This window comes from Bacillus cereus group sp. RP29 (genome assembly GCF_040459765.1).
In the GTDB taxonomy this organism is placed as follows: Bacteria; Bacillota; Bacilli; order Bacillales; family Bacillaceae_G; genus Bacillus_A; species Bacillus_A paranthracis.
This window is the reverse complement of the sequence record NZ_JARVHN010000001.1, coordinates 1,491,495-1,513,566: the sequence shown is the minus strand read 5'-3', so window position 1 is coordinate 1,513,566 and position 22,072 is coordinate 1,491,495. Positions and strand designations below refer to the sequence as shown.

The following is a 22,072-nucleotide window of genomic DNA, read 5'->3' as shown; positions in this document are numbered from 1 at the left end:
AAAAAGCTCTTATTTTTAGGGTTTACCCCCCTTTAGAAAAACCACTTGCGCTGCACACGAAGGTGGCAGCCGGTCTGGGCGGAAACGGATCTGAACAATAAAAGGAGGGGGGCTATATGAATTCTTTGTTCGCTTTTACTTTTACAAACTGAATCTTTCTTTTGTTTTTCTTTTTCCCTCCACCCTTTTCAGGATGTTCTTTATTATGACATGCATTACATAAACTAATTAAATTATCTAATGTTAATGCAAGTTCAGGATATTCACTTCTTTCTTTGATATGATGGACCATATCAGCAGGTACTGGTATCAATGGATCATGCTTCATACACTCTTGGCAACGGTAGTTGTCTCGTATCAATGCTAACTCTCTACACCTTCGCCAAGCTGTACTGTCATAGAACTTCTTCGCTTCTTTATCCCTGTTGTATTTATCGTAGAACTTTCGTTGTTGCTTGGTTTTATATTCGTTCATTGTTTCTCATCTTCATTACTCCAGTTACATGCAAAAGGATATCGCTCAATTGATACCGTACCAACGTCTCCTTCTTCTGTTAACGTTAATTCTAACTTCCTTATACCTTCTATTTTTTGCCGCTCTTTATCTACTTGTGTATTATCAATACCGTTGAACTTAATCATCTTTCCTCGCCCCCTTTGAAAGAATATTCCGATTATATATTTACAAATAAATACAAGTTGTTATAATGAAATTAACATTGCCATCTGGAAAAGTGATTCGCCCCCATGCGAGTTGCTTTTCCTTTTTTTATGGCTATTGTTTTAAGAATTCATCTATTGTTTTATCGAGCAAACTAACCATTGCTTCTCTTCTTTGCCTTGGTGTTGTGTTATCTTCCATCTCATTAAAAATAGGGAGCACACTTTCTAATTTTTGTTTATCGATTCGCTCATTTACAAGATCTGTCCCTAGCATCGAAATGAATGTGCTGATTATAACTGCTTGTTCTTGTTTAGTTAGTTTCATTTATGTCACTCCTAAGTTCTTCTCCCTTAATTACCCGACTTTGGATTGAATCAGCTGTATGATTAACTGTAGACTTCGATAACAATTTACCTTCACAATAGAGTTCCACTGTATCACTTCTATTTATAAACTTATCCATTACCTTTTCTAACTTCTCCAACGCATCTGTACATCCATTAGCAGCTTCAGTTACTTCTTTAATTCCTTCTAACGCCTCAGTTGTATCTACACCTACTTGTATTATTAGTTCACTATTCTTATTTTGATTTACTTGCTTTTCGACTGGTCTATACGGTTTCTCTATTGTCGGGCCGCCACACTTAACACAGTTCATTCCTTCTAAAAAATGACCAAACATTACTGTACGACATTCTTTACCTCTACATTCTAATTGCGTTTTATAGTTCATTCTTCATCCTCCTCTAAAATAAAAAAGCACCCGAATGGATGCTTTTCTCTCGATTATTCATTTGTATTTTAATTGTGGTACGTGAAGTTTTATTCTTTTTCCAATCACCTAGTGTTGTTACATATATCCGCGCCAACATTATTAAGTAACTGGAAGAAGAGCAAAAGCCCCTCTTCGCTTGAATAACATAAATTACAGTTGAATGCGAAATCAAGAAACAACTATTCATCCAATCTGCAACCATCGCCACCGGTCATGACGATCCATTTTCATTATCAGGAATTCTGTGAGAAATGTTTTCCGCCACTTCTCACAATACAAATATATCATGTTAAAAACCAAAACGTGTCCGTAAATAGTTCGCAAATAGTTCGCGTTTTTATTTCTGCGTTTTTCCGCACCGTTTTTCAGTCCCTTTTTGCATAGTTTTGAACAAATATGTTCTTTAATCCTTAGAAATGAATTCACTATAAACCATAGAGTGTTGAATTGACCTATTCCGTTTTTTCCTAGAGTAACAAGGCTTTGCTTTAATTCTTCAAAATGAATTTGACACTTTTCTTTTGTAGCTAATTCAAAAAAGACCTAAAAAAATATAGGTCTCTAGATTTTAAATTTCTTTTGATAATCATTTAGCGTATCTTGTTCTATCCCAATGTACCTTAGCGTTTCTTTTTGATCAGTATGGTTGAGCATTTGTTGTAACACTGCCACATCTTTAAACTGCTTATAGTGATGGTATCCATATGTTTTTCGGAGAGAATGCGTCCCAATACGTTCTAAGCCAAACTCTTTTGCTGCTTGGTTCAATATGATGTAGGCCATGGATCGAGTAATTGGTTTATTCTTACCATTCCTACTCTTAATAAGAAACTCATTTTTCGGTCGCCCTTTCGCATACTCACGTATTGCCTTCTTTAATTCTGGAGGCATCTTCACTTCCTTTACCTTCTTTGTCTTCTTTTCACGAATAAAGATACTCCAACCCTCCACATCACGAATGCGAAGACGTAATATATCCGATATGCGTAATCCTGTATTAATACCAAGAAGGAACAGAATGTAGTTTCTTTCATTCTGCTCCTTGAAAAACTCCTTCATTTCCTGGATTGCTTCCCTATCTCTAATGGGCTGAACAAGATTCATACATTCTTCACCTCCTCCTTACGTTTTGCTTTCTTCTTGTATACTTCCACTTTTAAATTAAACGCTAAACGTAGTAACGCTGAACCTTTTAACTTATAATACTTTGTCTTTCCTACACCTAATTCAAGCCAAATATTTAAATCTGATTCAATTTCTTCTTCCATATAGCTTTTAAAAATAATATATCTTTCATCAGGTTTTAACGTATTCACAGCTTGATGTACCCAATCCATGTATTCTTTTCTTTGTTGCTCTAGTTCAATTCTTTCAATAGCAATGTCTTCAGTAGAACTATGGAATTGATTTGTAAATGTCGGAGGAACCTCTGAAAACATTGTCGTTACTTTCGGCATTAGATTACTTGGCAATGTATTCAAATACTCACGATAATTCTCCAACACTTCTTCTACCGCTTTCTTTGTTTTCTTTGTATCAACAACTGGCATATTAAAAAATAACTGTTCTCTCATTTTGAGTTCCTCCTTAAATAATTTTACTTTTGTCTTAAAGCTCCGCGTCTACGTTCATAACGCGGACCACGAATCCCCATTAAATCTTCAATGTCACGAGTACTTAATTTTTCTTTTCTTTTTTTCTGGTTTTTCTTCTTTCCTTGCTTGGATTGCTTTTTCCATTCACGTAATTGATCTCTTAGTGCCTTCATTTCCCCATCTCCCTCGTATGATTAAGTTAGGTTTTTAGGGACGGGATGTACCTATAAACCCAAGGGTATCTATTTTTATGAGATACTAATATTTGTAGATAGAGTGTTGCCGACCATCTCCCTGAATCTTTGTATTCGTAAAAAAGAGCGGTACCTCTGTCTAATAAGTAGTTTACGAATGAGTTGGATGTTGATGACCATTGGTCATTCTTCGTATCTCTTACGAGGTAGTAGCGCTTATTAGTTCAGGGGAGGAAAGCACTATCTAACACTAATTAATATAGGGGTGTAAGCTATGTTCTATTTAGGTATTGATATCGCTAAACATAAACATTATGCGTCCATTATCGATCAAGCGGGAAAACCTATTACTAAGCCATTTCCTTTTCAGAATCACAAAGAAGGTGGACAAACCCTTTTAAATCAGATCTACCAATACATTGAGTCTCCTACAGAAATACTGATTGGAATGGAAGCCACCGGACATTATTGGTTAGCTGTTTATTCTTTTCTACTGGATCATGGATTTTCAGTCATTGTATTAAACCCCATTCAAACCAATGCCTGGCGAAAAGGAACAGAAATTAGAAAGCGAAAAACAGACGCCATTGATGCCACTATGATTGCCGATATCATTCGATTCGGCCGTTTTGTTGAAACCCCACTTGTGGACGAAAAAATGTTCGCTCTAAAACAAATGAGCCGCTTTCGTAATGCGCTTGTAAGTAATATGAGTGATTTAAAACGAAAAGCTCTTGTCGTATTAGATCAGACTTTCCCAGAGTACCAAAGCATCTTTTCGGATGTTTTTGGTAAAACTTCTTCGCAAATCTTACTTGAATATGCCTCTCCTAGTGACTATGAACAGATATCTATTGATGATTTAACACAAATAATTGAGCAAACCAGTCGTAACCGACTAGGAAAGAAAACAGCTAACAAGCTAATGGAATTAGCCTCTAATTCGTTTGGTGTTACCTTCTGTAAAAACGCTTTTTCCTTCCAACTAAAAATGTTGATGGAGCAAATTCGTTTTATCGAAGATCAAATCAAAGAATGTGAAGACGAAATGTCACAACTTTTAATTGATTTAGATACTCCTATCATGACAGTACCTGGCGTTGGACCAATTTTAGGTGCCACTATACTAAGTGAAATTGGGGATATACACCGCTTTGATAAACCATCTAAACTTGTCGCTTACGCAGGCATTGATGCCTCTGTGTCCCAATCTGGACAATTTGAATCATCAGGTATGTCTATATCTAAGCGTGGCTCTTCTCATTTACGTAGAGCCTTATTCCAAGCCGCTATTACAGCCCATAAACATGACCCTGTCTTGAAAGCTTTTTATGAGAAGAAACGAAAACAAGGAAAGCACTACTATGTTTGTATAGGAGCTGTAGCTAGAAAGTTGTGCTACATTATCTATGCCATCCTAAAAAACAATAAACCGTATGAAATCCCTCAATATTCAAAAGAAGTTTGATACTTTTATTTTTTTTAACATCTCTTAGGGTTATTTGGTGCACCCTTTTTTAAGTTTCCTATTTATAAAATTCCTCTTGACTTCTCATAGTTGGTCTTTTCAAAATAAAAAGGACACCTATTCCTAAAACAGCCTTAATTGCCGCTTTAATGAATTGGTGTCCTCTAGTTTTCTAGCCGGACTATATTTATTTCGTCATACTTGTCTGCATGAAAAGGTTCCTCCATGCTTTATCTAATCTTTCTTTCTCATATTTTTGTATAGCCTTTGTACGACGAGAAATTGCTTTTTTCAATTTCTTCTTTTTTAAATTATTCAATCCTCTCACTCCTTCGTACGAAACAGTTTTACTGTCCATTTTTGGGTGTTTTCATTAATTTAATACCTTATTACATTCAAAAAATTGATTGAATATGCATTATGCCTATATAATTTCAAAAGGATTATTTTGTTCTAAATTTTCCGCCCTCGTTTTTCTCGAAGTAATTGGTAATTACGTATAATGACGCCCTTAACGTTATTTCTTTCCTCTATATCATTGGCGATTGCAAATATCATATTTCTGTTCATTTTCTTAGTGATCGTTATTGTAGCGCTACTCTCATACTCACTTTTGTCTTTTTCATCATAAAAAGTGTAATTAATAAAATACTCACAATATCTTGCTCTCATTTCCCTCTACCTCCTTTTTAGTATCGAAAAGAAATATAACTCGGATCTACCACACTAGTTACAAATGATTTGCTATAAAAATACTTTGATTTAACATGAAATGTTCTGCATAGTACTTGTATTTGATTAAACGATGGGATAATTCTTGACCGCTCTATCTCAATCAACTTATTAATATCAACCTCTAACAATTCAGCAACTTGTCCTTGAGTCATTCCGAATAAATGCCGAAGTTCCGTTAACTTCTCACCGTTAAAATTACTCACAATATTTCGGTCCCTTCTGAATAAAACTCAATATTTCGTTAACACTATAGGTGAGGAATTTTTACATACCCGTTAATTCCTCCCTTTTTTTAAGGGTTGGGCAGTTAGTTTCCGCTAGCTGTCCTTTATTCATTTGAATAATTAGCATAACTTTGTGCATACTATCTATAAGCTGCTTTCTTAACAGTGTTGGCAGCCCGGAATCTTTTGTCAAAAGGAGTAGTTAGCTTTTGCTAGCTGCTCTTTTATTTTTTTTACAACATCTTTTGGGCAAGCACGTAAAATGTATGGCAATTCTCCTGTTTTAGATAAACCAAAGTCCCCTAATCTCGATACCATTACCACGGTATATTCTTCTCCTTTATAGAAAACTTTTTCACCTTTTAAAATACCGTTATAACCAACTATCCTGTTGTATCCATACATTGTTACACCTTTTAATTTCTTATCAAGTTCAATCATTGCAATTGTCTTAATACCATCATTATTCTCTTCTGCTTCATGCCACTTTATATCTTCCAATCTTTATTCCCCCTTGAATAAAGCCCAAAATCTTGGCCATACTATAAATAACACTTAATGATTGAACTTTCTTCTTAACGTTTCTTTCGTAGAGCAGTTAGCCTTTGCTAGCTGCTCTTTTATATTCCTGTAATTCCTTCTCGAGTCTTTCAATATGTTCATCCCTTATTTGAACATCATCTTTTAAAAACTCAATTTCCTCTTTAAGTTTCATCCGTTCGTTAAACAATTGGCGATATTCGTGTATAGATGAATCACGACTTGCTCTAAGAAGCCCAATTTCTTTATTCCTCTGTTTAAGCTGCTTTACAGCATGATCGAAATCAGCTTTTAATAATTGATACTTTGTAGAGCCTTTCATCCTAGCACCTCATTTCTCTACAAAATGAAATTTTTATTCTAATTGGCTATTTGTTCATATTCGTCAGCAAACATAAAGATATATCCACCGCTTGTCCGTGATTTATGATTGCAATTGTCTAGTACCGCTTGATAAGAAAGATAACTTTTCCTTCCGGCTTCTCTTGCAGACCTAAATTCTCCAATAATTTCTTTTGTATTCATATCCAATTGAACAACTGGTTTACTACGAGATCTAAAACCTGTTAACTTACCTAATTTTTCTTTTGAAATGTATTCTAGATTTCCAACAAAGGTATCTGTCTTTATCCCGTTCTTATATCTGACTGACTCTCCTTGTTTTGGAGCGCCAAGGAAATGCGCAGCGACTAATTGAGCTATTATATAATTCTTGTACACGCCTTTATATTTCACCTTAATTTCTAAGTATCCGCTCTTCTTTTTAAGTATCGGGAGAAGGAACCATATCTTCTTCTTACCTATTCGCTTGAACCTGCCGTAATTAGAAATGAGAAATGTATCATCAGACCCTTTAATCGTTTTCCAAGTTTCGTTATGATACTTTTCCTTTTCATACCATTCTCGCCTCTGCTGCACTGTCAAATCATCTTTAGCAAGATAGCAGCCAATACTCCTAATCCTCTTCCCTTTGCTTCGCGCACTCATAAGAGAACCTTTCATCATTCCTGTTAATTCAACTAAATATTCATAAGTAGTTTCAGATAATATATTTGTTTTAGGATCATATAAAAGGACCATCCTATCCCTCCTTTCTCTCCAAAATGAAGTTTTTATTTAGTTCTTTTTCACTTCCACATAATATTTTTAATTCTGCTTATAATATAGCTGTAACTTAAAGTTACATATCATTTACTTGTAGGGCCTAAATTTCTTTTGTACAACGAGCAGTTAGTTTTATTAACTAGCTGCTTAGTTGTGCTTAATGAAATTTTTTTGCTTTCTTACATAACTTTTTCACTTCTGCTCATACTATAGTTGTAACCTTTAGTTACAATGTATTGTGGGTATTGTTCTTGTTGGACGATAAAGCAGTTAGTTCATTGAGCTAGCTGCTTTATCATTTAAAATAAACATTACCATTTACTAAGTACAAAATAGCGTTTTTATTGTGTTTTAACTCTTATAACGTGCAAACATAAGTCTTTCCTAAAAAATACGGTATTCCCGCCAGTCACAAGTGATTTTCTGATCCATTTAAAAGTTGGATCTAATCTATTAGGAAACTTCCCATCAGGCTTTCGTATCGTTGAGATTTTGATATTCTTCATTCTCATAAAATTTTCTTCACCTATTTTTGTCATTTGTCTATTTCTTGTATGTCTCATCTGCTTCATTCCCCTATCAAATAATAAATTTATTTCAATGCATAAAACTCTTCTGCTACACGTTTACACAAATATGATATTTGCAGTGGATCAGATACAGTCAAAGCAAGTAATTCTTCATAGTCATTGTGATTTTCCATTAATGGGAGCAAATGCTCTCTACATGATGCCAATTGTTCTAAAAGTTCATTTTTTTCTTCTTTTAACTTTTTGACTTTTCTATTGAGTTGCTCGTATTCATATCGAGAACAGCGCATAACACCTTCTAATTTATCTTTCATTTATCTCACTCACTTTCCGACCAAATAAAGATTTTATTTAATTCCCATTCACCTTTTAGATTTCTTTGAATACATTAATATCATAAGAAATTCAATATGGTGCTCTGGTCCAGTTACCTTGAATTTCTTGCAGACCTTGAGAGAAGAATCCGTTTATAGCAAACGGGTTCTTTTATTTTTGGTCATACAATAAGAATTTTGTTTTAATACTCTACGCAATCCTCACACCAATACAAAATTTTGTTTTTATAACTCCAATCATTTATGCCTCGGATCTGGTTTATATTTAATTTCTTGTCACATAAGTAACAAGTTTTAACTTTTGTTTTTCTCCATCTTTGTTTCTTCATCGCCGCTCCTCTTTTCTTATTCGAATAACTATTTTGTACAAATTACCCTTGATACTTTTGGAATAAATCAGCCATTGTCATATTGTTGTATTTTGCTAAATCTTTCGTGACAGCACATACATTTTTAAAGGATGAACAATCCATTTCAATTTCAAGGTACTCTAGCAAGTTCACATGCCAGTCATTCCGATACGTCTCTTCACCATCATTCAACGTTTCTACCCAACACACTAATTCTTGATGATTAACTTCCGCCATATCAGTTGGAATAGGTTGATTACTTCCCTTACACCAGCGCCAACCACCGTTCTTCCAATGACCATCATCTAAATCTCTGTTATCCGCATCATCACTTAACTTTTGAAAATCTTCTTCCGATACCTCATATACTTGGTACGATGTATTTTCATCACCATACGTTCTCTTTGCATTAACCCCTAATCTTTTTAAATCTTCAGTTATGTTCCCTTGCACTAATATCTCTTCCATTTTCATTCTCCTTTACGAATAATATTGTTTACATTACACAAACTATCTGTAAGTCAACTTCCCATGACTACACTCTTTCAAAACGGAGCTTGTTCCTCCGTACTGTTTTGGATCGCGGCAGGTAACTTAGTCACTTACCTGCCATTTTCTATTCAAATAACGCTTTTATTCGCTTATGACTTTTACAATGTCCCAACTATATTTCCATTCATTATGATCAGGGTCTTTTTCCCTTTGTAGTTTAGCTACTTGTTCTTTTGCTATTTCCTTTGTTGGACAAACACACTCTATTTCAAAGTATGCTTCGTCCGTATAATGACTTAATGTGACTACATACATATTCATCTCTCATTCTCCTTTTTTAATAAAATTCAAATTTGGTCTTAATATCCGTTTTCCTGGCGCTGATGGTTCACTTCATTCTTTTTGTAATAACCTTGCTCAATCTCTTCAAATGTGAATCCTAATTTCTTACCTAACCCTAAGAACGAGTACAATAATTCCTCATAAAGCTCAATGTCTTGAGTTGCACGAAATTCCGATACAGCTTCATATACATTGTTAAATTGATTGACTAACGTACTTGCGGTATAGACGTTTGTATTATGTTCTAATAACTTCAGGCTATATTCATTAGGATTAAATTCGATACCGTTCCCTAATGAAGCTATAAAATGAAATCCATCTACATACTCCATTAAAATGACTTCTTTATCACTAGGACCTTTATTGCTCCAATGCTTAAAGCATCTTGTTTCATTTGCAAGTTCTCCAATTTCAACCTGTAAAGCAAGGATCATATTGTAAAATAAATTTTGTCCTTCCAATCCATGCTCCTTGATGATTCTTGTATCTAATACCTTTTGCATTCCGAATATTTTAGTTAAATTCATTTTATTTTCCCCTTCCTATTTACCAAATGTTCAATCATATACTTATCGAACTAATCTATTTCACACGTGCTAACCTCAACATTTTGTTATAAACTATATTTAGAAAAGGAGGTGTAATCACTAATGAAAGATGATCCTAAATTAAGATTTTCCAAATGTATTTACTGTGAAAATGAAGATTTTTCACCAGATGCGCATTTCTGCAAACGTTGCGGTACTTCTTTATACAATAGTTGTAATGATTCTGAAGATACTTGTTTAAACATTAATCCACCCGACGCTTTCTATTGTGAGTCTTGTGGTGGCGAAACATTTTTATTAAAAGTTTCTGCTGAAATGTGTCAAACTGATACAACAGATTACGCTGAAGAGTACATAAGAGGGAAGTAGTTCACCTCTTATGTGCCCAACCCAATTGAACGATTCTCAATTAAATACTTATCAGCCTGATCTATTACAAGGAGTGCAACCTCCGCTTGGTGTCTCCTTAACGCTTTTGCAATCTTCGGTAAACTCATACCTTGACTCCACATTTCACGAAAACGAACTACATCTCTTTCATCCCAAATGAAGTTAGCTTCTTCTAAAGCAATGTAAATTTTCAACCTTGATTCCTTCATCGCTTCATGATTTCTTGCTACACTCATAATCGAACCTACCTTCTTAGCAAATAATTATTTTATCTTTTCATTAGAAGTAGTTTTGATATGACCAACCTTACCGCTAACCCAAACTACAACTTGTTCACCATAGCCACTTGCAGGTGGATTAAATGCAAGAATTTCACCATTATTAACAACAAAGAGCTTATTACTACTAGTATCAATTTCTATTTTTTTCATGTGTTCCTCTCCCTTTTACTACCGCATATACTCGACAACATCTGGTTTAAAGCCACTTCCCAGATAAATCCGTGCTGGAATAGCTTCTTTTTTATCCCTTGCTGCCTTACACAACTCTTCCGCTGTTTCCCAACTAAAGAACTTATCTACAGCTCGTTGAAATCTCCAAATTGCCATTACATATTGTTCAAAAATGTCATAACGATCATCTTGTTTAGTTGTGCGTGGTAATTCATCCGTACCCTTTGCGTTTCTTGGAACTTGGACACGTACATCAGCATATGTAACGCGGCCAATCCCTTTCTTCACATTTGCTTTCATTACATCGAACTGACAAATTTCTGGTTCTACATCGAAAATATTTAGTTGTTTAGGCACGTTCCATCACATTCTTTTGAAGAAGGTCCAGCAACTCACTTGCCCCTTTCTTACTCAAAAACATTCGCCCATCTATCAATTCAATGTTGTGTTCAGAAACTTCCCCTGTTACAAAGCATGACTTTTCTTGTTTTCTTAAAACAACATTTTCCCCATCAACATGAAAGTCTAATGCCGTTCCTTCAGCGATCCCCAAAGTTCTGCGTAACTCTACTGGAATTACTACACGCCCTAGTTCGTCCACTTTTCTTGCAATACCTGTATTTTTCATAGCTTTCTCCCCCTTATTAACTAACTTTTTGTTGTTTATTACGTTGCAACTCTTGTTTCATGGATTCAAATTTTATTAACCATGCTTGCCAACGCTTATCATTTTCTGCTTGCTGTTGCTTTGCTACTTCACAATTACAACCGTTCGTTTCGATTACACCCGGATAAGTTTTTTTACGAATAATGCCTGTATTACGACATGATACACACATGCTTATTCCTCCTTTTATGCTTCTACAAATCTTTGTAAACGTTGCTTCGCTATCTCTCTTCTATAACTCGCAGCTTCATTTTTTACAGTTAGACTTGTTTCAACCATTCGGTCATATGAACGTTTTCCAACTTGGTTTTTCAGCTCTTTTGGTTCCAAATTACTCGTATATAAAGTAGGAAGTTCTTTTCTGTATCGACCATCAATGATATTGAACAATTTTTCTTCTACCCATTCCGTAGTTTTTTCAGCTCCAATATCATCTAATATAAGTAAGTCGCATTCTAAAAGAGCTCTCATAATTTGTGTTTCATTTTCTTTGTTTTCGCTGTTAAACGTACTGCGAATGCGTTGTAATAATTCTGGAACACTTTGAAATACTACGATGTATCCTTTTTTAGAAAGCTCATTTACAATTGCGGCTGCTAAATGTGTTTTACCATTACCAGGTTCTCCCCAAAGTAGTAACGATTCACCTTTCCACTCTTTAAACGTCTTCACGTATTTCACTGCAACTTTATAAGCTGTCTCTGATCCATTTCTATCTAGAAATGATTCAAATGTACTTTTGGAGAACCTTTCTCCTAAGTTACTGATGCTGAACAACTTTTCTATTTCTCGTTTCTTAGCGAAGTTTTGAGCTTCACGTATTTTTGCTTCTTCACGTTCTACAACACACTCACATGTAGGAAGTATTTTATTTTTAATACATAACTGCGGAACTTCTACAGTAATTGCTGCGATATATTTATTACAGTGTTCGCATGTATACCCTTCCGTTTCTTCACTACAAGCCGATGTATTCACTATCCGAGTCATCACTCTTCCGATTGATTCCGACACGCTTTTTCACTCCTTTATTTCGTTGATATTCAGTTTCTAAAGCATCAACATCTTTTAAAGTCTTCACGTTATTGTTAGCCCACTGTTTTAAAATGCCCTCAGCATAATTCCATTTCTTCTGCTGTTTCAAAGTACGTTCCATCGCTGCTTGTACAAGTTCTTCGCTTGTATCGTTTACCCACTGTGAAATACTTTCAGCTATGAATGAATTTAAAATCCCGAAATTATTTTCGTAAAAAGAGAAGATGCTACTACTACTTTGTATATTAGTATTTCGTTTATTTGTACTTGGTAAATTATCAGTACTTAGTAGTGTCTGTTTTTCCACTGGATGGTTTTCCATATCACTGGTTTCCCTGTCATTGGATTCCCGTCGAATGGTTTTTCCACTGACTGGTTTTTCCACTGACTGGTTTTCTGACTCCGTGGATGGGACTTCGTAAACTGCTGTTTCCCAATGTGATATTTTCCCTGTTTTTGGATTTTGAACAGGATACCTTTTTAAATACCCTGCTTTTTTTAATTCTTGTATAGTTTTGGTGGTTATTTCTTTTCCGTCTTTAGCGTGTTGGCTGAGTTCAGTTGCATGAAACGTCCAATCATCTGGTAAAGAAAGCATATATGCTAATAACCCTTTTGCTCTCCAGCTTAATTTCTCATCGCGTAATGGTGTATTATGAATAACTGAATAATTAACATCTTTCTTAACTCTAAAAATCCCCATTGTTTTACCTCCTCGTACAAATCGCCACATATGCTTGTCCACTTTGGATAATACGTTGTATTTCATAATGCGGATAACCAATCTTGAAATACTTTTGGATCATTTCTTTTAATCCATCTTCGCTTCTTGCTAATTCCCAGAACTTACTAGGTAATAGCACTTGATATTCAATTAAATCCATGTACTATTTCCCTACTTTCCGTGATATACTTATAACAACTTATTTTTTTCAAAGGACCCACTGCCATGGGTCTTTTTATTTTGTTTTCCATCACTCCAAGCCCATCGTTTTATCGGTTCGTAAGTAATGTAAAGCAACCATACACTGCATGCGATAAACATTGCGAATACTACTAACGATGTTGTATCTTCCACTAAATCACCTCCTTATTTATCAAACGGTAATTTTGTTAAACATCTGAAATTCTGTTTTAACTAGCATTTGTTCCCACCTTTTGTGCTTCTACCCATTTAAGAAAGTCTTCCGCTTTAACACGTTTACTTTTTCCAATTACGATCGTTGGGAAGTCCTTTCTCTTCATAAGTGCATAAGCGGCTGATCGAGAAATATTTAAGAATTCTTGTACATCCTCTGCTTTCAGTGAGAATGGTAATTGTTTTATTTGGTACATGTTTTTAGCTCCTTTTCATTTTTTATTTAATTCATCCTACAATTGAACTTTTTAAAATGAAGTTTGATTTTCTTGAACTTCAACACCTAAAAAAAGATTATATATGTCTTCTTCTAATATTTGCGCTATTTGCATTGCATCATCTAATGTTGGAGTTGCGTAGCCGGTTTCCCAATTACTGATTACCGTTTTCTGCTTATTTATCAATGCCCCTAGTTGTTCCTGGGTAAAATTTTTACGTTTGCGAGCTTTAATTAAATTATGTCTTTTCTTTCCCATGATGACACCTCCTAAAATCCAACTTTCTTGAACTTGTTACACTTATTATATATCCAAGTTTTTTGTACTGTCAATAATAATATTTGAGTTTTTTGGATTTTTAAACAAAGTTTCAAAAAACTAATGCAAAACTTTTACAAACAAAGTACAATTTAGTTGTACTTTCAAATTAGAAAAACAGTTTACAGTTTTGGATATAATATATATGGGGTGAATTTATGACTATTTTAGGGCAAAGGATAAAACTTTCTAGAAAAAAACGTGGATTAACACAAGATGCATTAGCATTAAAGATAAAAGAAAAAATGGATACAGAAACTAAAGTAACGAAAACTACAATTTCTAATTATGAAACAGGCTATAGTTCGCCATCTAATGAAACTTTAGTTATCATTTCAGATGTATTAAACGTATCTGTCGATTATTTATTAGGTCGATCTGATGATCCAGAATTAAATGCAGTTCAGTTCACTGAATTAAGAAAAGAATTTAACGAGCTAATGGACATGTTAGAAAAAATGCCAAAAGAAAAACAAGATATGTTACTAGATATGATGAAGGCTGCTGTAGGCCATAACAAAAAATGATTGTCAGCAATTGGGCTAACAATCATTTTTTTCTTTTTTAACTATATTTTTTATGTTCTCTACCAATTTTTTTTCATTCTCATCTGTTGTTAATACTCCTAATTTTAACATTTCCCATAATGTGCTCTCTAGTACATTTTCCATCGTCGGTTCCCCCATCATCCTTAATTATTCAAAAATATCAAAATGCAGAAAATGAATAACCCCTTAAACGTACGAAATGCCATTGCACCCTTAGATGCAATGGCATTTTCATTTATTTATTATCCTAAAGTACCCGGATCCATTTTCATTAATTGTGTTTCTTTTACGTTTCCTGCAGCTTGAGCATCTTTAGTTGGTACCGAACTAATCGATATCACTGATAATGCGAGCGTACATGCAATAACTACACTAGCAATTATTTTTTTCATTGTCACTATCCCTCACTTTAAAATATCAAAAATTTTTATGTAGAATAAGTTTCCGTCCTTTAAAAACCGATGATATGCTTTTCTGCGCAGTTCTTCATCATTCGTTGCAACAGATAAATAAAAATCTTGGATTGCAGTTCGATTACTAATCCGATTTAATATTTCACAAGCTTCGCTCTTCTTGTTTTGACGGATATACTGTAACGCAATTTCAGCGTTATCATGTATATATTCTAATTTTACATGAATATTATGAATAATACAACAAAAAGCAGTCGTATTTTCCACTAATTTTCTTTTTAGTAATGATTTGTTATTTTTTATTTTTCTTAATTCTGAAAGTGATAGTTCAAAAAAATGTAATGCTTTATCAGGATCACAAAAAATATAACTTTCAGCAAATATACTTAGTGCTGTAGCTTTCATTAAACGTGGAATCTCTTGTTTTTCTAGCACATTCTGTAACAATTCCCTTGCTGTTTTTACTTCGTCTTGCATTAAATATGCATATGCGCAAATTATATTTAATTCAACTTCATTTAATGTCTTTTCCAAACCTTTTGGCATTCCATTAATTTTTTCTTGTATCATTCCTTGTATAACTGTTAACACATTATATGCTCCTAAATCAAAATAGCCATATACACTTAAGGTGTTCACAAGAATATTCACACCTGTTTTATTTAGATTTACCTTTGTACGTAATATTTCAATTTCTTTAAGAAATGCTCCTGCTCTTAATGAATGTGTTTGTCTATCTAAACAGACACGGAATACATCTCTGTAATTATTAGTTACTGATTGTTTATATTCTTTCTTCACGAGGTCTTGAAGTAACTCTGTATAACCTGACAAATATAAATAATACATTGCAGTTCTTATATCTGCCTCTTTATCAGTACACTTTAAAAATTCTTTAACTACTTCCATCTTCTGTTCTTCAGAATCAAGACCATTTAATATCTTAACTAATTTTGCGAAAGTCATAGGCACTTTTCCATTCAGTGTTTTCCATAAATTTGATTGCGATAAATTTGTTATTTTTGAAAGCTTTAATGAATTTAATTCATCCTCTAAAATAATACCGCTTAAACTAGATACTTTATTCATAATGAAGCCTCCTTTGAACGCGAGACACCTTCCCTGAAATTTCTCAATAGAAAAACTATACCACTTAAGTTTTTTTGAATTTAATATGTTATACTTGTGCTGACTCATGGCAAGTGTTTTCCCTACCGTATTAGGGGAACAGCATAAGAGTGGCTGCACACTACTTTTGCTGCGCTATGGGTCTTTTTTGTTCTAATTTATTCTTTAAAATCAGTTTATCACAAGATTTAGAATCTTCATTTCATTTATAGTCAAATCATGTTGAGAAAGTTTTTTTCAAAAAATCCATTTTTTCACTAAGAATATTTTACCACCAAAAGAACATTTGTTCTATATTTTTTAAACTTTAATGTCAATTTATGTGGCATTTACTATTATACAGACAGATTTCGTGACATGTATAGTCTAAAAATTCTCATGTATTTATACTAAAACTATGAATACATTTGGAGAAAATTTAAAAAAGTTTAGAGCAAGCCGTTCCCTTACTCAATCAGAGTTCGGTGAAAAAGTACAGTTAAGTCGTAGTCAAGTTGGCAATTTAGAAACTAACTATAATCAACCCGATCTCGACACCCTCGATCGTATTGCAACATATCTAGGTGTTTCTGTTGATGCGTTAATGGGTAGAACGAGTACACCACATGAAAAGAACATAGCAAATGCCCTCGATGAAATTCAAACGGTTTTCGCAGGCCTGGATGAATCTCAACGAGAGCAATTCTGTAAACACCTCGTTTTATATGCAAAGTTCCTTAAAACTCATAACGAGCTGTTATGAGTCGATTGTAGTAGAAAACATTTCCAATCACAACGGTAAAAATTAACAAATTTTTATCAACAAAAAAAAGAGAGCACTTAGCTCTCTTTTTTATATTCCTGTACCTGGGGCTTTTATGTACCCTCCACCTACTCCAGGATCATACATACCCATTCCGCCACCTGGATCTTTTCGATATCCTCCACCCGGATTCGGATCATACTTCAATTGACTTCCACCTAAACCGCCTGGATCAAAATTATCTCTCCTCATTTCCTCAAACCTCCTGGTTCTTTTCGCCATCCTCCCCCTGGATCAGCTGTATACCCGCCGCCAGGTCCTGGGTCAAAAATCCCTATACCTGTCCCTGGATCAGAAATCATCTTTGAACCACCTGGATCTTTTATGTACCTTTTCATTTCATTATCCCTCTTTTCTTATATACCTGTCCCTGGTCCAAAAATTGTTTTCCAACCCGTCCCAGGGTCTTCATTGCATTTCCAACCACCACCACCTGGTTCATTGTGCCAGCCTACACCTGGATCAGTAACTTTATGTCCACCAGGTTCTTTTGTGAACGCTCCCATTTTTTATCCCCCTTTCTTTTCGTGTATAAATATTGTAGCTCACTTGTTCTATATCTGTAAATTTCCTTTTACAGAAATTAGGCATACATGCTATCATTTCTTATACCACTACCACATATCACAGCTTGTATCTAGAAAACGATTATGACGAGGTGAAAAATCATGGCATATTTTCGTAAACGTGGTGAGAAGTGGTCTTTTACTATGGATGTCGGCAAAGACCCTATCACAGGTAAACGGAAACAAATCACTAAAGGTGGCTTTAAAACAAAGAAAGCTGCTCAAGAAGAAGTGGCAAGAGTAACAAATGATTTAGCAAATGGGGATTACGAGAATAGTGATATTCGCTTTTCTCAGCTCGTAGAAATCTGGATGCAAGAGAAAGAATCATCATGTAGACCATCCACATTGTATCAATACAAACGCATTCTACGCTCCCGTGTTATGCCTGAATTTGGTGAGAAGAGGTTATCAGATATAAAACCATTGACCGTTCATAATTTTCACCAGAAGCTACTTAAAGAGGGTCTAACTACGAAATACATTTCATCTGTTGATGTTATGTTAAAACAAATCCTCGATAAAGGCGTAGAACTAGAAATGATTAACTCTAATCCTGCTAAGAAAGCTAAGCGCCCTAAAGTTAAAAAGAAGTCGCAAGCTAGTTGGACAGTTGAACAAGCCATGAAGTTTATGGAGTATGCAAAAATACAAGGAAGCTATTATATTGCGTTTGTTTTAGCTTTGCATACAGGCATGCGAATCGGAGAAGTATTAGCTTTACAGTGGGATGATATTAATTTCAAAAATAAGACTATCCATGTACAAAGAACATTAACGCTTGTTGATGGAAAATATGAATTAGGTGAGACAAAAACTGAAGCATCTAATCGCATAATCCCGATGACAGAAGAATTAATGGGAGAGTTGTTAGAATATCAAAGTCGTAAGAAGGAGAACTCTTTCGACTTGTTAATTTGCACAAGAAATAAAAAAATCGTGCATCCATATACGATACGCTACCAAATGAAAGCTTTGTGCGAAGCAATTGACGTACCGTATATTAGATTCCACGATATCCGAAGAACGTTTACAACTATTTTAATCGATTCTGGCGCAAATGCAAAGGTTGTTTCAAAATTGCTTGGTCATACAAATGTTTCTACAACTTTAAATATTTATACTGATGTTTATGAAGAACGTCAAATTGAAGTGACTGAAATGCTAGGAAATGTACTGAAAAGTGGTCAAAGTGGTCAAAAAGTGGTCAATGAGGAAAAACAAGATGGTTAAACCCTAAGGTATAAGTGATATAATGCATTTATAGTGTAAGTTTTTTCTTTACACTATAATGAAGTCATCATAGTAAATAATATATAGAGTATCACGTTTTTCAAAAAGATGCTACATCGAAAGGAGAGATTACCATAAAAGCCAGTGGTATTGTTGTTGAATATAACCCTTTTCATAACGGTCATGCTTATCATGTGCAACAAACAAAAAAGTTAACACACTCTGATATTACAATCGCTGTTATGAGTGGCCCTTTTTTACAACGTGGTGAGCCAGCACTCGTATCCAAATGGTATCGTACCAAAATGGCCTTAGCATGCGGTGTAGACCTCGTTGTAGAGCTTCCTTATGCCTTTTCAACGCAAAAGGCCGAAACCTTTGCAAATGGCGCTATTTCTATATTAAACGCCCTACACGTTTCTGAAATTTGTTTCGGCAGTGAAGATGGACAAATCGAAAATTTTTATAACACCATCTCTGTGCAGAAAAATGAAGAAGAGACTTTTAATCGTCTTGTAAAGCAATTTATGAACGCAGGTAATAGTTACGCAAAAGCTACATCTGAAGCTTTCCTACACATTTTATCTTCTGAAAAAAATATAGACATGTCACAACCAAATAACATTTTAGGCTTCCAATACATAAAAGCAATTCTAATGCAAAATAGTTCTATGCAAGCACAAACGATAAAAAGATTCGCATCTCATTATCATGATGAAACATTTAACGACCAACATATTGCAAGCGCAACAAGTATTCGCAAACAACTTTTTAGTGAAAATAGTTCCTTTACAGAAATTGAGCCTTTCATCCCAAAAGCGACCGCTTCTCTTTTAGCAAGTTATAAACAAAACTACGGGACATTACATAATTGGGAACAATACTTTTCATTTTTTAAATACAAACTTATGACGATGTCTCCAGAAGACTTACGACATATATATGAAATTGAGGAAGGTTTAGAGCATCGTATTTTATCAAAAATACAAACCAGTTCCTCCTTCCATTCATTCATGGAAGCGTTAAAAACGAAACGTTATACGTGGACTAGATTACAAAGAGCTTGTACACATATTTTAACAAATACAACAAAAGAAGAAATACATTGCGCAAATATAGAGCAACATGCACCATACATTCGTCTATTAGGCATGTCACAAAAAGGACAAACGTACCTTTCAAAAAACAAGAAAAAAATAGAGCTTCCAATCCTTACCCATACAAAAACATTTGACCATCCTACTTTACACATAGATCGAAAAGCCAATTCTGTATATTTCTCCATCATACAAGAACCATTACGAACACAACTACTAAAACAAGATGCAACACATCACCCAATTCGTTACGATGAAACAACTGCAAAATTCCTATAAAAAAATCTCTCTGAAAAAGAGAGATTTTTTTATTTATTGCCCATTTTTTCCAAATACATTAATGCATCATCCAACGTATCAACTGGCACAACTTTCATTTTCGTTTTAATATCTTTCGCAGCCTCAAGTGCATCTTTATAATTCGATTTCTCTGCACCTTTTTCATTTGGTGCAAAGAACACTTCAGCACCAGCATCACTTGCAGCAACCACTTTTTGCTGAATACCGCCAATCGGGCCAACTTCTCCCTTTTCATTGATCGTCCCTGTTCCAGCTATTTCATGCCCTCTTGTTAAATCATCTTCCACCAGTTGATTATATATTTCTAATGTAAACATTAGGCCTGCCGATGGTCCGCCTATTTCATGAGAGTCAATTTTCACTTTCGGATCTACCACTAATTCTCTTTCCGTAACGATAGAAACACCTATACCAACACGTCCATTTCCATTCGGAATAGTCTTTACATTTAAATTTTCTTTTAACTGTTTCCCATCCCTCTTGTACTCAATATTTACTGTATCTCCTTCTTTTTTCCCTGTCATATATTCAATAAATTGTTCTGTCTTTTCAAATGTTTTTCCGTCGACGGCAATGATAACATCTCCAAGTTTAAGCTTTCCTTCTGAAGGCATCCCTTTCGCTACACCAGCAACCAACACACCTTTATTTTCAAAAGAAACAGTACGATGTGCACGTTTATAAGCATTATAAATCGCTGCATTTTGCGAATCTTTCATCGCATAATTTTGGCGAAATTGATATTCTTCATCACTTTCACCTTTTTGCAATATTTCTTCCGCTTTTGAAATATGTGTATATTTATTAAACTGTGCCGCTATTAAATTCACTACATTTGCCGGTCCCATTGAAACCGTAACAAGCATAAAATCACCTGATTCTTTTGTTCCCCCTTCAACTTGAACGTAAGGCTCTAATTTGGCAGCCATTCCTGGTTTCGTTACATAATACGGCAGACGTACATAAACAAGTAACATTGCCAATATAACCCCTATTAAAATTGCATATATAAACCGAAAACGCTTAAACATTATGTTTCTCCTTCCACTGCTCAATTAATAAATGAATATTTGCAACATGCTTTTCCGCTTCTACCTCTCCAACTCGAATAATGTCTTCAATGTTTGTAAAAGCCCGGGAACTAAATTGTTCTACAGCTGGTCGCATCATTAAATCAGATGCAATTTGCCGATTTATCACAAGCTCATGTTGCATAATTTCAATACTCTGCATAATTACATCATAAATAGACGTAACCTCTCCATTTACTTTAATCGGGGATACATCAACAGCAATGACAATATCGGCACCTAACTCTTTCACAACCGATACTGGGATGCGATCAATTACTCCGCCATCTACCAATAATCGTCCATCTATTTTCTCTGGCACAAACACTCCGGGTACAGAAATACTTGCTCTCACCGCCTCTGCAACTGGACCACTTGTAAAAACTACTTTTTCCCCCTTTAAGATATCAGTAGCCACAACAGCCGTCGGGATATCTAATTCTTCTAAATTTTTATTATATGTAAACATTTTAATCATATCTTTGACACGTTTTCCAGAAATAAATCCCATTTTCGGAACCGTAAAATCTAAATAATATTTCCTCTTAAAAACATTTGCCAGTTTATACAGTCTTTCAACGTTTGAACTAGCCGCATAAAATGTACCTACTAAAGCCCCCATACTACTTCCTGCAATCATATGAATCGGTATATCATTTTCCCTTAAAACCTTTATAACACCAATATGAGCAAAACCTTTTGCGCCCCCAGATCCAAGAGCTAAGCCAATTTTCGGTTCTTTCACTTTTCTCACCCTTTAATTTTTTTCGTTCCTTTTTCATACTTATGGTCTAAATTCAC

43 protein-coding genes are annotated in these 22,072 nt (G+C 34.6%); 6 read left to right on the top strand and 37 right to left on the bottom strand.

Annotated features, from left to right (window positions below; genetic code table 11):
* Nucleotides 1-112 precede the first annotated feature (112 nt).
* The 7 genes from QCI47_RS08150 to QCI47_RS08120 form a co-directional block, all read right to left on the bottom strand.
* A complete protein-coding gene (locus QCI47_RS08150; RefSeq protein WP_048548534.1) occupies nucleotides 113-475 on the bottom strand; it encodes an HNH endonuclease in 363 nt (120 codons plus the stop codon).
* Nucleotides 472-642 carry a hypothetical protein gene (locus QCI47_RS08145; RefSeq protein WP_162839803.1) on the bottom strand — a complete coding sequence of 57 codons (171 nt, stop codon included), beginning with the start codon at nucleotides 640-642 and terminating at the stop codon, nucleotides 472-474. Before QCI47_RS08145 ends, QCI47_RS08150 begins: the two co-directional genes overlap by 4 nt.
* 133 nt (nucleotides 643-775) lie before the next feature.
* Entirely contained in the window at nucleotides 776-988 is a 213-nt protein-coding gene (locus QCI47_RS08140) for a hypothetical protein (protein ID WP_048548537.1), read from the bottom strand.
* Nucleotides 975-1,397, bottom strand: a complete 423-nt coding sequence (locus QCI47_RS08135) for a hypothetical protein (protein WP_229137025.1) — start codon at nucleotides 1,395-1,397, stop codon at nucleotides 975-977. Before QCI47_RS08135 ends, QCI47_RS08140 begins: the two co-directional genes overlap by 14 nt.
* 603 nt (nucleotides 1,398-2,000) lie before the next feature.
* A complete protein-coding gene (locus QCI47_RS08130) occupies nucleotides 2,001-2,543 on the bottom strand; it encodes a tyrosine-type recombinase/integrase (RefSeq protein ID WP_001055139.1) in 543 nt (180 codons plus the stop codon).
* The gene (locus QCI47_RS08125; RefSeq protein WP_001209121.1) at nucleotides 2,540-3,013 is read right to left on the bottom strand and encodes an ArpU family phage packaging/lysis transcriptional regulator; all 474 of its coding nucleotides are present in this window, start codon (nucleotides 3,011-3,013) and stop codon (nucleotides 2,540-2,542) included. The genes QCI47_RS08130 and QCI47_RS08125 overlap by 4 nt, the downstream gene beginning before the upstream one ends.
* 23 nt (nucleotides 3,014-3,036) lie before the next feature.
* Entirely contained in the window at nucleotides 3,037-3,207 is a 171-nt protein-coding gene (locus QCI47_RS08120; protein ID WP_000645945.1) for a hypothetical protein, read from the bottom strand.
* 295 nt (nucleotides 3,208-3,502) lie between these two features.
* On the opposite strand from QCI47_RS08120, the gene QCI47_RS08115 reads away from it, so the two are divergent.
* Nucleotides 3,503-4,696: an IS110 family RNA-guided transposase gene (locus QCI47_RS08115; RefSeq protein WP_049106919.1), complete on the top strand. Its 1,194-nt coding sequence runs from the start codon at nucleotides 3,503-3,505 to the stop codon at nucleotides 4,694-4,696.
* Between the two features lie 187 nt (nucleotides 4,697-4,883).
* Here the strand turns inward: QCI47_RS08115 and QCI47_RS08110 are convergent, their stop codons facing one another.
* The 11 genes from QCI47_RS08110 to QCI47_RS08060 form a co-directional block, all read right to left on the bottom strand.
* Entirely contained in the window at nucleotides 4,884-5,015 is a 132-nt protein-coding gene (locus QCI47_RS08110) for a DUF3983 domain-containing protein (protein ID WP_001061241.1), read from the bottom strand.
* Nucleotides 5,016-5,149: 134 nt separating this feature from the next.
* Nucleotides 5,150-5,368, bottom strand: coding sequence for a hypothetical protein (locus QCI47_RS08105; protein ID WP_016718361.1), 219 nt, complete (start codon nucleotides 5,366-5,368; stop codon nucleotides 5,150-5,152).
* Nucleotides 5,369-5,385: 17 nt separating this feature from the next.
* A complete protein-coding gene (locus QCI47_RS08100; protein WP_016718362.1) occupies nucleotides 5,386-5,634 on the bottom strand; it encodes a helix-turn-helix transcriptional regulator in 249 nt (82 codons plus the stop codon).
* Nucleotides 5,635-5,844: 210 nt separating this feature from the next.
* Nucleotides 5,845-6,156: a hypothetical protein gene (locus tag QCI47_RS08095; protein WP_061182770.1), complete on the bottom strand. Its 312-nt coding sequence runs from the start codon at nucleotides 6,154-6,156 to the stop codon at nucleotides 5,845-5,847.
* A gap of 97 nt (nucleotides 6,157-6,253) precedes the next feature.
* On the bottom strand, nucleotides 6,254-6,517 hold the full coding sequence (locus tag QCI47_RS08090; protein WP_016718364.1) for a hypothetical protein: 264 nt from the start codon (nucleotides 6,515-6,517) through the stop codon (nucleotides 6,254-6,256).
* A gap of 38 nt (nucleotides 6,518-6,555) precedes the next feature.
* Nucleotides 6,556-7,275 (bottom strand): NUMOD4 domain-containing protein, encoded by a 720-nt coding sequence (locus QCI47_RS08085; protein WP_000243721.1) that lies wholly within the window; start codon nucleotides 7,273-7,275, stop codon nucleotides 6,556-6,558.
* Nucleotides 7,276-7,640: 365 nt separating this feature from the next.
* A complete protein-coding gene (locus QCI47_RS08080; RefSeq protein ID WP_076874890.1) occupies nucleotides 7,641-7,862 on the bottom strand; it encodes a hypothetical protein in 222 nt (73 codons plus the stop codon).
* Between the two features lie 29 nt (nucleotides 7,863-7,891).
* Nucleotides 7,892-8,143: a hypothetical protein gene (locus tag QCI47_RS08075; protein ID WP_073569281.1), complete on the bottom strand. Its 252-nt coding sequence runs from the start codon at nucleotides 8,141-8,143 to the stop codon at nucleotides 7,892-7,894.
* 392 nt (nucleotides 8,144-8,535) lie between these two features.
* Complete coding sequence (locus QCI47_RS08070; RefSeq protein ID WP_046940958.1) at nucleotides 8,536-8,982, bottom strand: hypothetical protein; 447 nt, start codon at nucleotides 8,980-8,982, stop codon at nucleotides 8,536-8,538.
* Between the two features lie 165 nt (nucleotides 8,983-9,147).
* Complete coding sequence (locus QCI47_RS08065; RefSeq protein ID WP_001057639.1) at nucleotides 9,148-9,327, bottom strand: hypothetical protein; 180 nt, start codon at nucleotides 9,325-9,327, stop codon at nucleotides 9,148-9,150.
* Between the two features lie 38 nt (nucleotides 9,328-9,365).
* Nucleotides 9,366-9,875, bottom strand: coding sequence for a dUTP diphosphatase (locus QCI47_RS08060; RefSeq protein WP_046940955.1), 510 nt, complete (start codon nucleotides 9,873-9,875; stop codon nucleotides 9,366-9,368).
* Between the two features lie 123 nt (nucleotides 9,876-9,998).
* Between QCI47_RS08060 and QCI47_RS08055 the strand changes: the two genes are divergently transcribed.
* A complete protein-coding gene (locus QCI47_RS08055; protein WP_046940954.1) occupies nucleotides 9,999-10,265 on the top strand; it encodes a hypothetical protein in 267 nt (88 codons plus the stop codon).
* An 8-nt stretch (nucleotides 10,266-10,273) separates the two neighbouring features.
* On the opposite strand, the gene QCI47_RS08050 is transcribed toward QCI47_RS08055, so the two are convergent.
* The 11 genes from QCI47_RS08050 to QCI47_RS08000 are packed head-to-tail and all read right to left on the bottom strand — an operon-like array spanning nucleotide 10,274 to nucleotide 14,054.
* A complete protein-coding gene (locus QCI47_RS08050; protein WP_046940952.1) occupies nucleotides 10,274-10,522 on the bottom strand; it encodes a hypothetical protein in 249 nt (82 codons plus the stop codon).
* A gap of 27 nt (nucleotides 10,523-10,549) precedes the next feature.
* Nucleotides 10,550-10,717 (bottom strand): DUF3954 domain-containing protein, encoded by a 168-nt coding sequence (locus QCI47_RS08045; protein ID WP_046940950.1) that lies wholly within the window; start codon nucleotides 10,715-10,717, stop codon nucleotides 10,550-10,552.
* 18 nt (nucleotides 10,718-10,735) lie between these two features.
* On the bottom strand, nucleotides 10,736-11,095 hold the full coding sequence (locus QCI47_RS08040) for a cell division protein SepF (protein WP_319609245.1): 360 nt from the start codon (nucleotides 11,093-11,095) through the stop codon (nucleotides 10,736-10,738).
* The gene (locus QCI47_RS08035; RefSeq protein ID WP_046940947.1) at nucleotides 11,088-11,366 is read right to left on the bottom strand and encodes an AbrB/MazE/SpoVT family DNA-binding domain-containing protein; all 279 of its coding nucleotides are present in this window, start codon (nucleotides 11,364-11,366) and stop codon (nucleotides 11,088-11,090) included. The genes QCI47_RS08040 and QCI47_RS08035 overlap by 8 nt, the downstream gene beginning before the upstream one ends.
* Nucleotides 11,367-11,382: 16 nt before the next feature.
* Nucleotides 11,383-11,577: a hypothetical protein gene (locus QCI47_RS08030; RefSeq protein ID WP_046940945.1), complete on the bottom strand. Its 195-nt coding sequence runs from the start codon at nucleotides 11,575-11,577 to the stop codon at nucleotides 11,383-11,385.
* A 14-nt stretch (nucleotides 11,578-11,591) separates the two neighbouring features.
* Nucleotides 11,592-12,395 carry an ATP-binding protein gene (locus QCI47_RS08025; protein ID WP_046940943.1) on the bottom strand — a complete coding sequence of 268 codons (804 nt, stop codon included), beginning with the start codon at nucleotides 12,393-12,395 and terminating at the stop codon, nucleotides 11,592-11,594.
* Nucleotides 12,364-13,143 (bottom strand): DnaD domain-containing protein, encoded by a 780-nt coding sequence (locus QCI47_RS08020; RefSeq protein ID WP_319609244.1) that lies wholly within the window; start codon nucleotides 13,141-13,143, stop codon nucleotides 12,364-12,366. Before QCI47_RS08020 ends, QCI47_RS08025 begins: the two co-directional genes overlap by 32 nt.
* A 4-nt stretch (nucleotides 13,144-13,147) precedes the next feature.
* The gene (locus QCI47_RS08015) at nucleotides 13,148-13,324 is read right to left on the bottom strand and encodes a hypothetical protein (RefSeq protein WP_088120848.1); all 177 of its coding nucleotides are present in this window, start codon (nucleotides 13,322-13,324) and stop codon (nucleotides 13,148-13,150) included.
* Between the two features lie 29 nt (nucleotides 13,325-13,353).
* A complete protein-coding gene (locus QCI47_RS08010; RefSeq protein WP_044791479.1) occupies nucleotides 13,354-13,518 on the bottom strand; it encodes a hypothetical protein in 165 nt (54 codons plus the stop codon).
* Between the two features lie 56 nt (nucleotides 13,519-13,574).
* Entirely contained in the window at nucleotides 13,575-13,775 is a 201-nt protein-coding gene (locus tag QCI47_RS08005) for a helix-turn-helix domain-containing protein (RefSeq protein ID WP_000284333.1), read from the bottom strand.
* A gap of 51 nt (nucleotides 13,776-13,826) precedes the next feature.
* Nucleotides 13,827-14,054 carry a helix-turn-helix transcriptional regulator gene (locus QCI47_RS08000; protein WP_076867869.1) on the bottom strand — a complete coding sequence of 76 codons (228 nt, stop codon included), beginning with the start codon at nucleotides 14,052-14,054 and terminating at the stop codon, nucleotides 13,827-13,829.
* A gap of 218 nt (nucleotides 14,055-14,272) precedes the next feature.
* On the opposite strand from QCI47_RS08000, the gene QCI47_RS07995 reads away from it, so the two are divergent.
* Nucleotides 14,273-14,641: a helix-turn-helix domain-containing protein gene (locus QCI47_RS07995; protein ID WP_319609243.1), complete on the top strand. Its 369-nt coding sequence runs from the start codon at nucleotides 14,273-14,275 to the stop codon at nucleotides 14,639-14,641.
* Nucleotides 14,642-14,656: 15 nt separating this feature from the next.
* Here the strand turns inward: QCI47_RS07995 and QCI47_RS07990 are convergent, their stop codons facing one another.
* From QCI47_RS07990 to QCI47_RS07980, 3 genes are all read right to left on the bottom strand, one after another.
* On the bottom strand, nucleotides 14,657-14,785 hold the full coding sequence (locus tag QCI47_RS07990) for a hypothetical protein (RefSeq protein WP_000432513.1): 129 nt from the start codon (nucleotides 14,783-14,785) through the stop codon (nucleotides 14,657-14,659).
* Between the two features lie 119 nt (nucleotides 14,786-14,904).
* Entirely contained in the window at nucleotides 14,905-15,054 is a 150-nt protein-coding gene (locus QCI47_RS07985; RefSeq protein ID WP_319609242.1) for a hypothetical protein, read from the bottom strand.
* A gap of 12 nt (nucleotides 15,055-15,066) precedes the next feature.
* Nucleotides 15,067-16,164: an AimR family lysis-lysogeny pheromone receptor gene (locus QCI47_RS07980; RefSeq protein WP_088120853.1), complete on the bottom strand. Its 1,098-nt coding sequence runs from the start codon at nucleotides 16,162-16,164 to the stop codon at nucleotides 15,067-15,069.
* A gap of 436 nt (nucleotides 16,165-16,600) precedes the next feature.
* Here QCI47_RS07980 and QCI47_RS07975 point away from each other — a divergent pair, with 436 nt between their 5' ends.
* Nucleotides 16,601-16,945 (top strand): helix-turn-helix domain-containing protein, encoded by a 345-nt coding sequence (locus tag QCI47_RS07975; RefSeq protein ID WP_319609241.1) that lies wholly within the window; start codon nucleotides 16,601-16,603, stop codon nucleotides 16,943-16,945.
* Between the two features lie 90 nt (nucleotides 16,946-17,035).
* Here the strand turns inward: QCI47_RS07975 and QCI47_RS07970 are convergent, their stop codons facing one another.
* Genes QCI47_RS07970 through QCI47_RS07960 form a run of 3 tightly spaced genes read right to left on the bottom strand, consistent with a single transcriptional unit; the run spans nucleotide 17,036 to nucleotide 17,511 of the window.
* Nucleotides 17,036-17,197, bottom strand: coding sequence for a hypothetical protein (locus tag QCI47_RS07970; RefSeq protein WP_176268586.1), 162 nt, complete (start codon nucleotides 17,195-17,197; stop codon nucleotides 17,036-17,038).
* Nucleotides 17,194-17,343: a hypothetical protein gene (locus tag QCI47_RS07965; RefSeq protein WP_319609240.1), complete on the bottom strand. Its 150-nt coding sequence runs from the start codon at nucleotides 17,341-17,343 to the stop codon at nucleotides 17,194-17,196. Before QCI47_RS07965 ends, QCI47_RS07970 begins: the two co-directional genes overlap by 4 nt.
* 18 nt (nucleotides 17,344-17,361) lie before the next feature.
* Nucleotides 17,362-17,511 carry a hypothetical protein gene (locus tag QCI47_RS07960; protein ID WP_319609239.1) on the bottom strand — a complete coding sequence of 50 codons (150 nt, stop codon included), beginning with the start codon at nucleotides 17,509-17,511 and terminating at the stop codon, nucleotides 17,362-17,364.
* A gap of 162 nt (nucleotides 17,512-17,673) precedes the next feature.
* On the opposite strand from QCI47_RS07960, the gene QCI47_RS07955 reads away from it, so the two are divergent.
* Both QCI47_RS07955 and QCI47_RS07950 read left to right on the top strand, forming a co-directional pair.
* Nucleotides 17,674-18,804 (top strand): site-specific integrase, encoded by a 1,131-nt coding sequence (locus tag QCI47_RS07955; protein ID WP_088120854.1) that lies wholly within the window; start codon nucleotides 17,674-17,676, stop codon nucleotides 18,802-18,804.
* 134 nt (nucleotides 18,805-18,938) lie between these two features.
* Complete coding sequence (locus tag QCI47_RS07950) at nucleotides 18,939-20,180, top strand: nucleotidyltransferase (protein ID WP_162837648.1); 1,242 nt, start codon at nucleotides 18,939-18,941, stop codon at nucleotides 20,178-20,180.
* Nucleotides 20,181-20,209: 29 nt separating this feature from the next.
* Here the strand turns inward: QCI47_RS07950 and QCI47_RS07945 are convergent, their stop codons facing one another.
* Both QCI47_RS07945 and QCI47_RS07940 read right to left on the bottom strand, forming a co-directional pair.
* Nucleotides 20,210-21,232 (bottom strand): SepM family pheromone-processing serine protease, encoded by a 1,023-nt coding sequence (locus QCI47_RS07945; RefSeq protein ID WP_074539883.1) that lies wholly within the window; start codon nucleotides 21,230-21,232, stop codon nucleotides 20,210-20,212.
* A complete protein-coding gene (locus QCI47_RS07940; protein ID WP_000662598.1) occupies nucleotides 21,225-22,016 on the bottom strand; it encodes a patatin-like phospholipase family protein in 792 nt (263 codons plus the stop codon). The genes QCI47_RS07945 and QCI47_RS07940 overlap by 8 nt, the downstream gene beginning before the upstream one ends.
* Between the last annotated feature and the right edge of the window lie 56 nt (nucleotides 22,017-22,072).

Excerpts from the sequence above, each read along its gene's own strand:
- QCI47_RS08005 (WP_000284333.1), bottom strand. The coding sequence starts at position 13,775 with ATGTACCAAATAAAACAATTACCATTCTCACTGAAAGCAGAGGATGTA.
- QCI47_RS07980 (WP_088120853.1), bottom strand. The coding sequence starts at position 16,164 with ATGAATAAAGTATCTAGTTTAAGCGGTATTATTTTAGAGGATGAATTA.
- QCI47_RS08125 (WP_001209121.1), bottom strand. The coding sequence starts at position 3,013 with ATGAGAGAACAGTTATTTTTTAATATGCCAGTTGTTGATACAAAGAAA.
- QCI47_RS08145 (WP_162839803.1), bottom strand. The coding sequence starts at position 642 with ATGATTAAGTTCAACGGTATTGATAATACACAAGTAGATAAAGAGCGG.
- QCI47_RS07960 (WP_319609239.1), bottom strand. The coding sequence starts at position 17,511 with ATGGGAGCGTTCACAAAAGAACCTGGTGGACATAAAGTTACTGATCCA.
- QCI47_RS07955 (WP_088120854.1), top strand. The coding sequence starts at position 17,674 with ATGGCATATTTTCGTAAACGTGGTGAGAAGTGGTCTTTTACTATGGAT.
- QCI47_RS08140 (WP_048548537.1), bottom strand. The coding sequence starts at position 988 with ATGAAACTAACTAAACAAGAACAAGCAGTTATAATCAGCACATTCATT.
- QCI47_RS08090 (WP_016718364.1), bottom strand. The coding sequence starts at position 6,517 with ATGAAAGGCTCTACAAAGTATCAATTATTAAAAGCTGATTTCGATCAT.
- QCI47_RS08070 (WP_046940958.1), bottom strand. The coding sequence starts at position 8,982 with ATGGAAGAGATATTAGTGCAAGGGAACATAACTGAAGATTTAAAAAGA.
- QCI47_RS07990 (WP_000432513.1), bottom strand. The coding sequence starts at position 14,785 with ATGGAAAATGTACTAGAGAGCACATTATGGGAAATGTTAAAATTAGGA.
- QCI47_RS08120 (WP_000645945.1), bottom strand. The coding sequence starts at position 3,207 with ATGAAGGCACTAAGAGATCAATTACGTGAATGGAAAAAGCAATCCAAG.
- QCI47_RS08055 (WP_046940954.1), top strand. The coding sequence starts at position 9,999 with ATGAAAGATGATCCTAAATTAAGATTTTCCAAATGTATTTACTGTGAA.
- QCI47_RS08025 (WP_046940943.1), bottom strand. The coding sequence starts at position 12,395 with ATGACTCGGATAGTGAATACATCGGCTTGTAGTGAAGAAACGGAAGGG.
- QCI47_RS08015 (WP_088120848.1), bottom strand. The coding sequence starts at position 13,324 with ATGGATTTAATTGAATATCAAGTGCTATTACCTAGTAAGTTCTGGGAA.
- QCI47_RS08115 (WP_049106919.1), top strand. The coding sequence starts at position 3,503 with ATGTTCTATTTAGGTATTGATATCGCTAAACATAAACATTATGCGTCC.
- QCI47_RS07970 (WP_176268586.1), bottom strand. The coding sequence starts at position 17,197 with ATGAGGAGAGATAATTTTGATCCAGGCGGTTTAGGTGGAAGTCAATTG.
- QCI47_RS08060 (WP_046940955.1), bottom strand. The coding sequence starts at position 9,875 with ATGAATTTAACTAAAATATTCGGAATGCAAAAGGTATTAGATACAAGA.
- QCI47_RS07985 (WP_319609242.1), bottom strand. The coding sequence starts at position 15,054 with ATGAAAAAAATAATTGCTAGTGTAGTTATTGCATGTACGCTCGCATTA.
- QCI47_RS08050 (WP_046940952.1), bottom strand. The coding sequence starts at position 10,522 with ATGAGTGTAGCAAGAAATCATGAAGCGATGAAGGAATCAAGGTTGAAA.
- QCI47_RS08080 (WP_076874890.1), bottom strand. The coding sequence starts at position 7,862 with ATGAGACATACAAGAAATAGACAAATGACAAAAATAGGTGAAGAAAAT.
- QCI47_RS07995 (WP_319609243.1), top strand. The coding sequence starts at position 14,273 with ATGACTATTTTAGGGCAAAGGATAAAACTTTCTAGAAAAAAACGTGGA.
- QCI47_RS08030 (WP_046940945.1), bottom strand. The coding sequence starts at position 11,577 with ATGTGTGTATCATGTCGTAATACAGGCATTATTCGTAAAAAAACTTAT.
- QCI47_RS08075 (WP_073569281.1), bottom strand. The coding sequence starts at position 8,143 with ATGAAAGATAAATTAGAAGGTGTTATGCGCTGTTCTCGATATGAATAC.
- QCI47_RS08035 (WP_046940947.1), bottom strand. The coding sequence starts at position 11,366 with ATGAAAAATACAGGTATTGCAAGAAAAGTGGACGAACTAGGGCGTGTA.
- QCI47_RS08020 (WP_319609244.1), bottom strand. The coding sequence starts at position 13,143 with ATGGGGATTTTTAGAGTTAAGAAAGATGTTAATTATTCAGTTATTCAT.
- QCI47_RS08085 (WP_000243721.1), bottom strand. The coding sequence starts at position 7,275 with ATGGTCCTTTTATATGATCCTAAAACAAATATATTATCTGAAACTACT.
- QCI47_RS07945 (WP_074539883.1), bottom strand. The coding sequence starts at position 21,232 with ATGTTTAAGCGTTTTCGGTTTATATATGCAATTTTAATAGGGGTTATA.
- QCI47_RS08130 (WP_001055139.1), bottom strand. The coding sequence starts at position 2,543 with ATGAATCTTGTTCAGCCCATTAGAGATAGGGAAGCAATCCAGGAAATG.
- QCI47_RS07965 (WP_319609240.1), bottom strand. The coding sequence starts at position 17,343 with ATGAAAAGGTACATAAAAGATCCAGGTGGTTCAAAGATGATTTCTGAT.
- QCI47_RS08150 (WP_048548534.1), bottom strand. The coding sequence starts at position 475 with ATGAACGAATATAAAACCAAGCAACAACGAAAGTTCTACGATAAATAC.
- QCI47_RS07975 (WP_319609241.1), top strand. The coding sequence starts at position 16,601 with ATGAATACATTTGGAGAAAATTTAAAAAAGTTTAGAGCAAGCCGTTCC.
- QCI47_RS08045 (WP_046940950.1), bottom strand. The coding sequence starts at position 10,717 with ATGAAAAAAATAGAAATTGATACTAGTAGTAATAAGCTCTTTGTTGTT.
- QCI47_RS08000 (WP_076867869.1), bottom strand. The coding sequence starts at position 14,054 with ATGGGAAAGAAAAGACATAATTTAATTAAAGCTCGCAAACGTAAAAAT.
- QCI47_RS08105 (WP_016718361.1), bottom strand. The coding sequence starts at position 5,368 with ATGAGAGCAAGATATTGTGAGTATTTTATTAATTACACTTTTTATGAT.
- QCI47_RS08135 (WP_229137025.1), bottom strand. The coding sequence starts at position 1,397 with ATGAACTATAAAACGCAATTAGAATGTAGAGGTAAAGAATGTCGTACA.
- QCI47_RS08065 (WP_001057639.1), bottom strand. The coding sequence starts at position 9,327 with ATGAATATGTATGTAGTCACATTAAGTCATTATACGGACGAAGCATAC.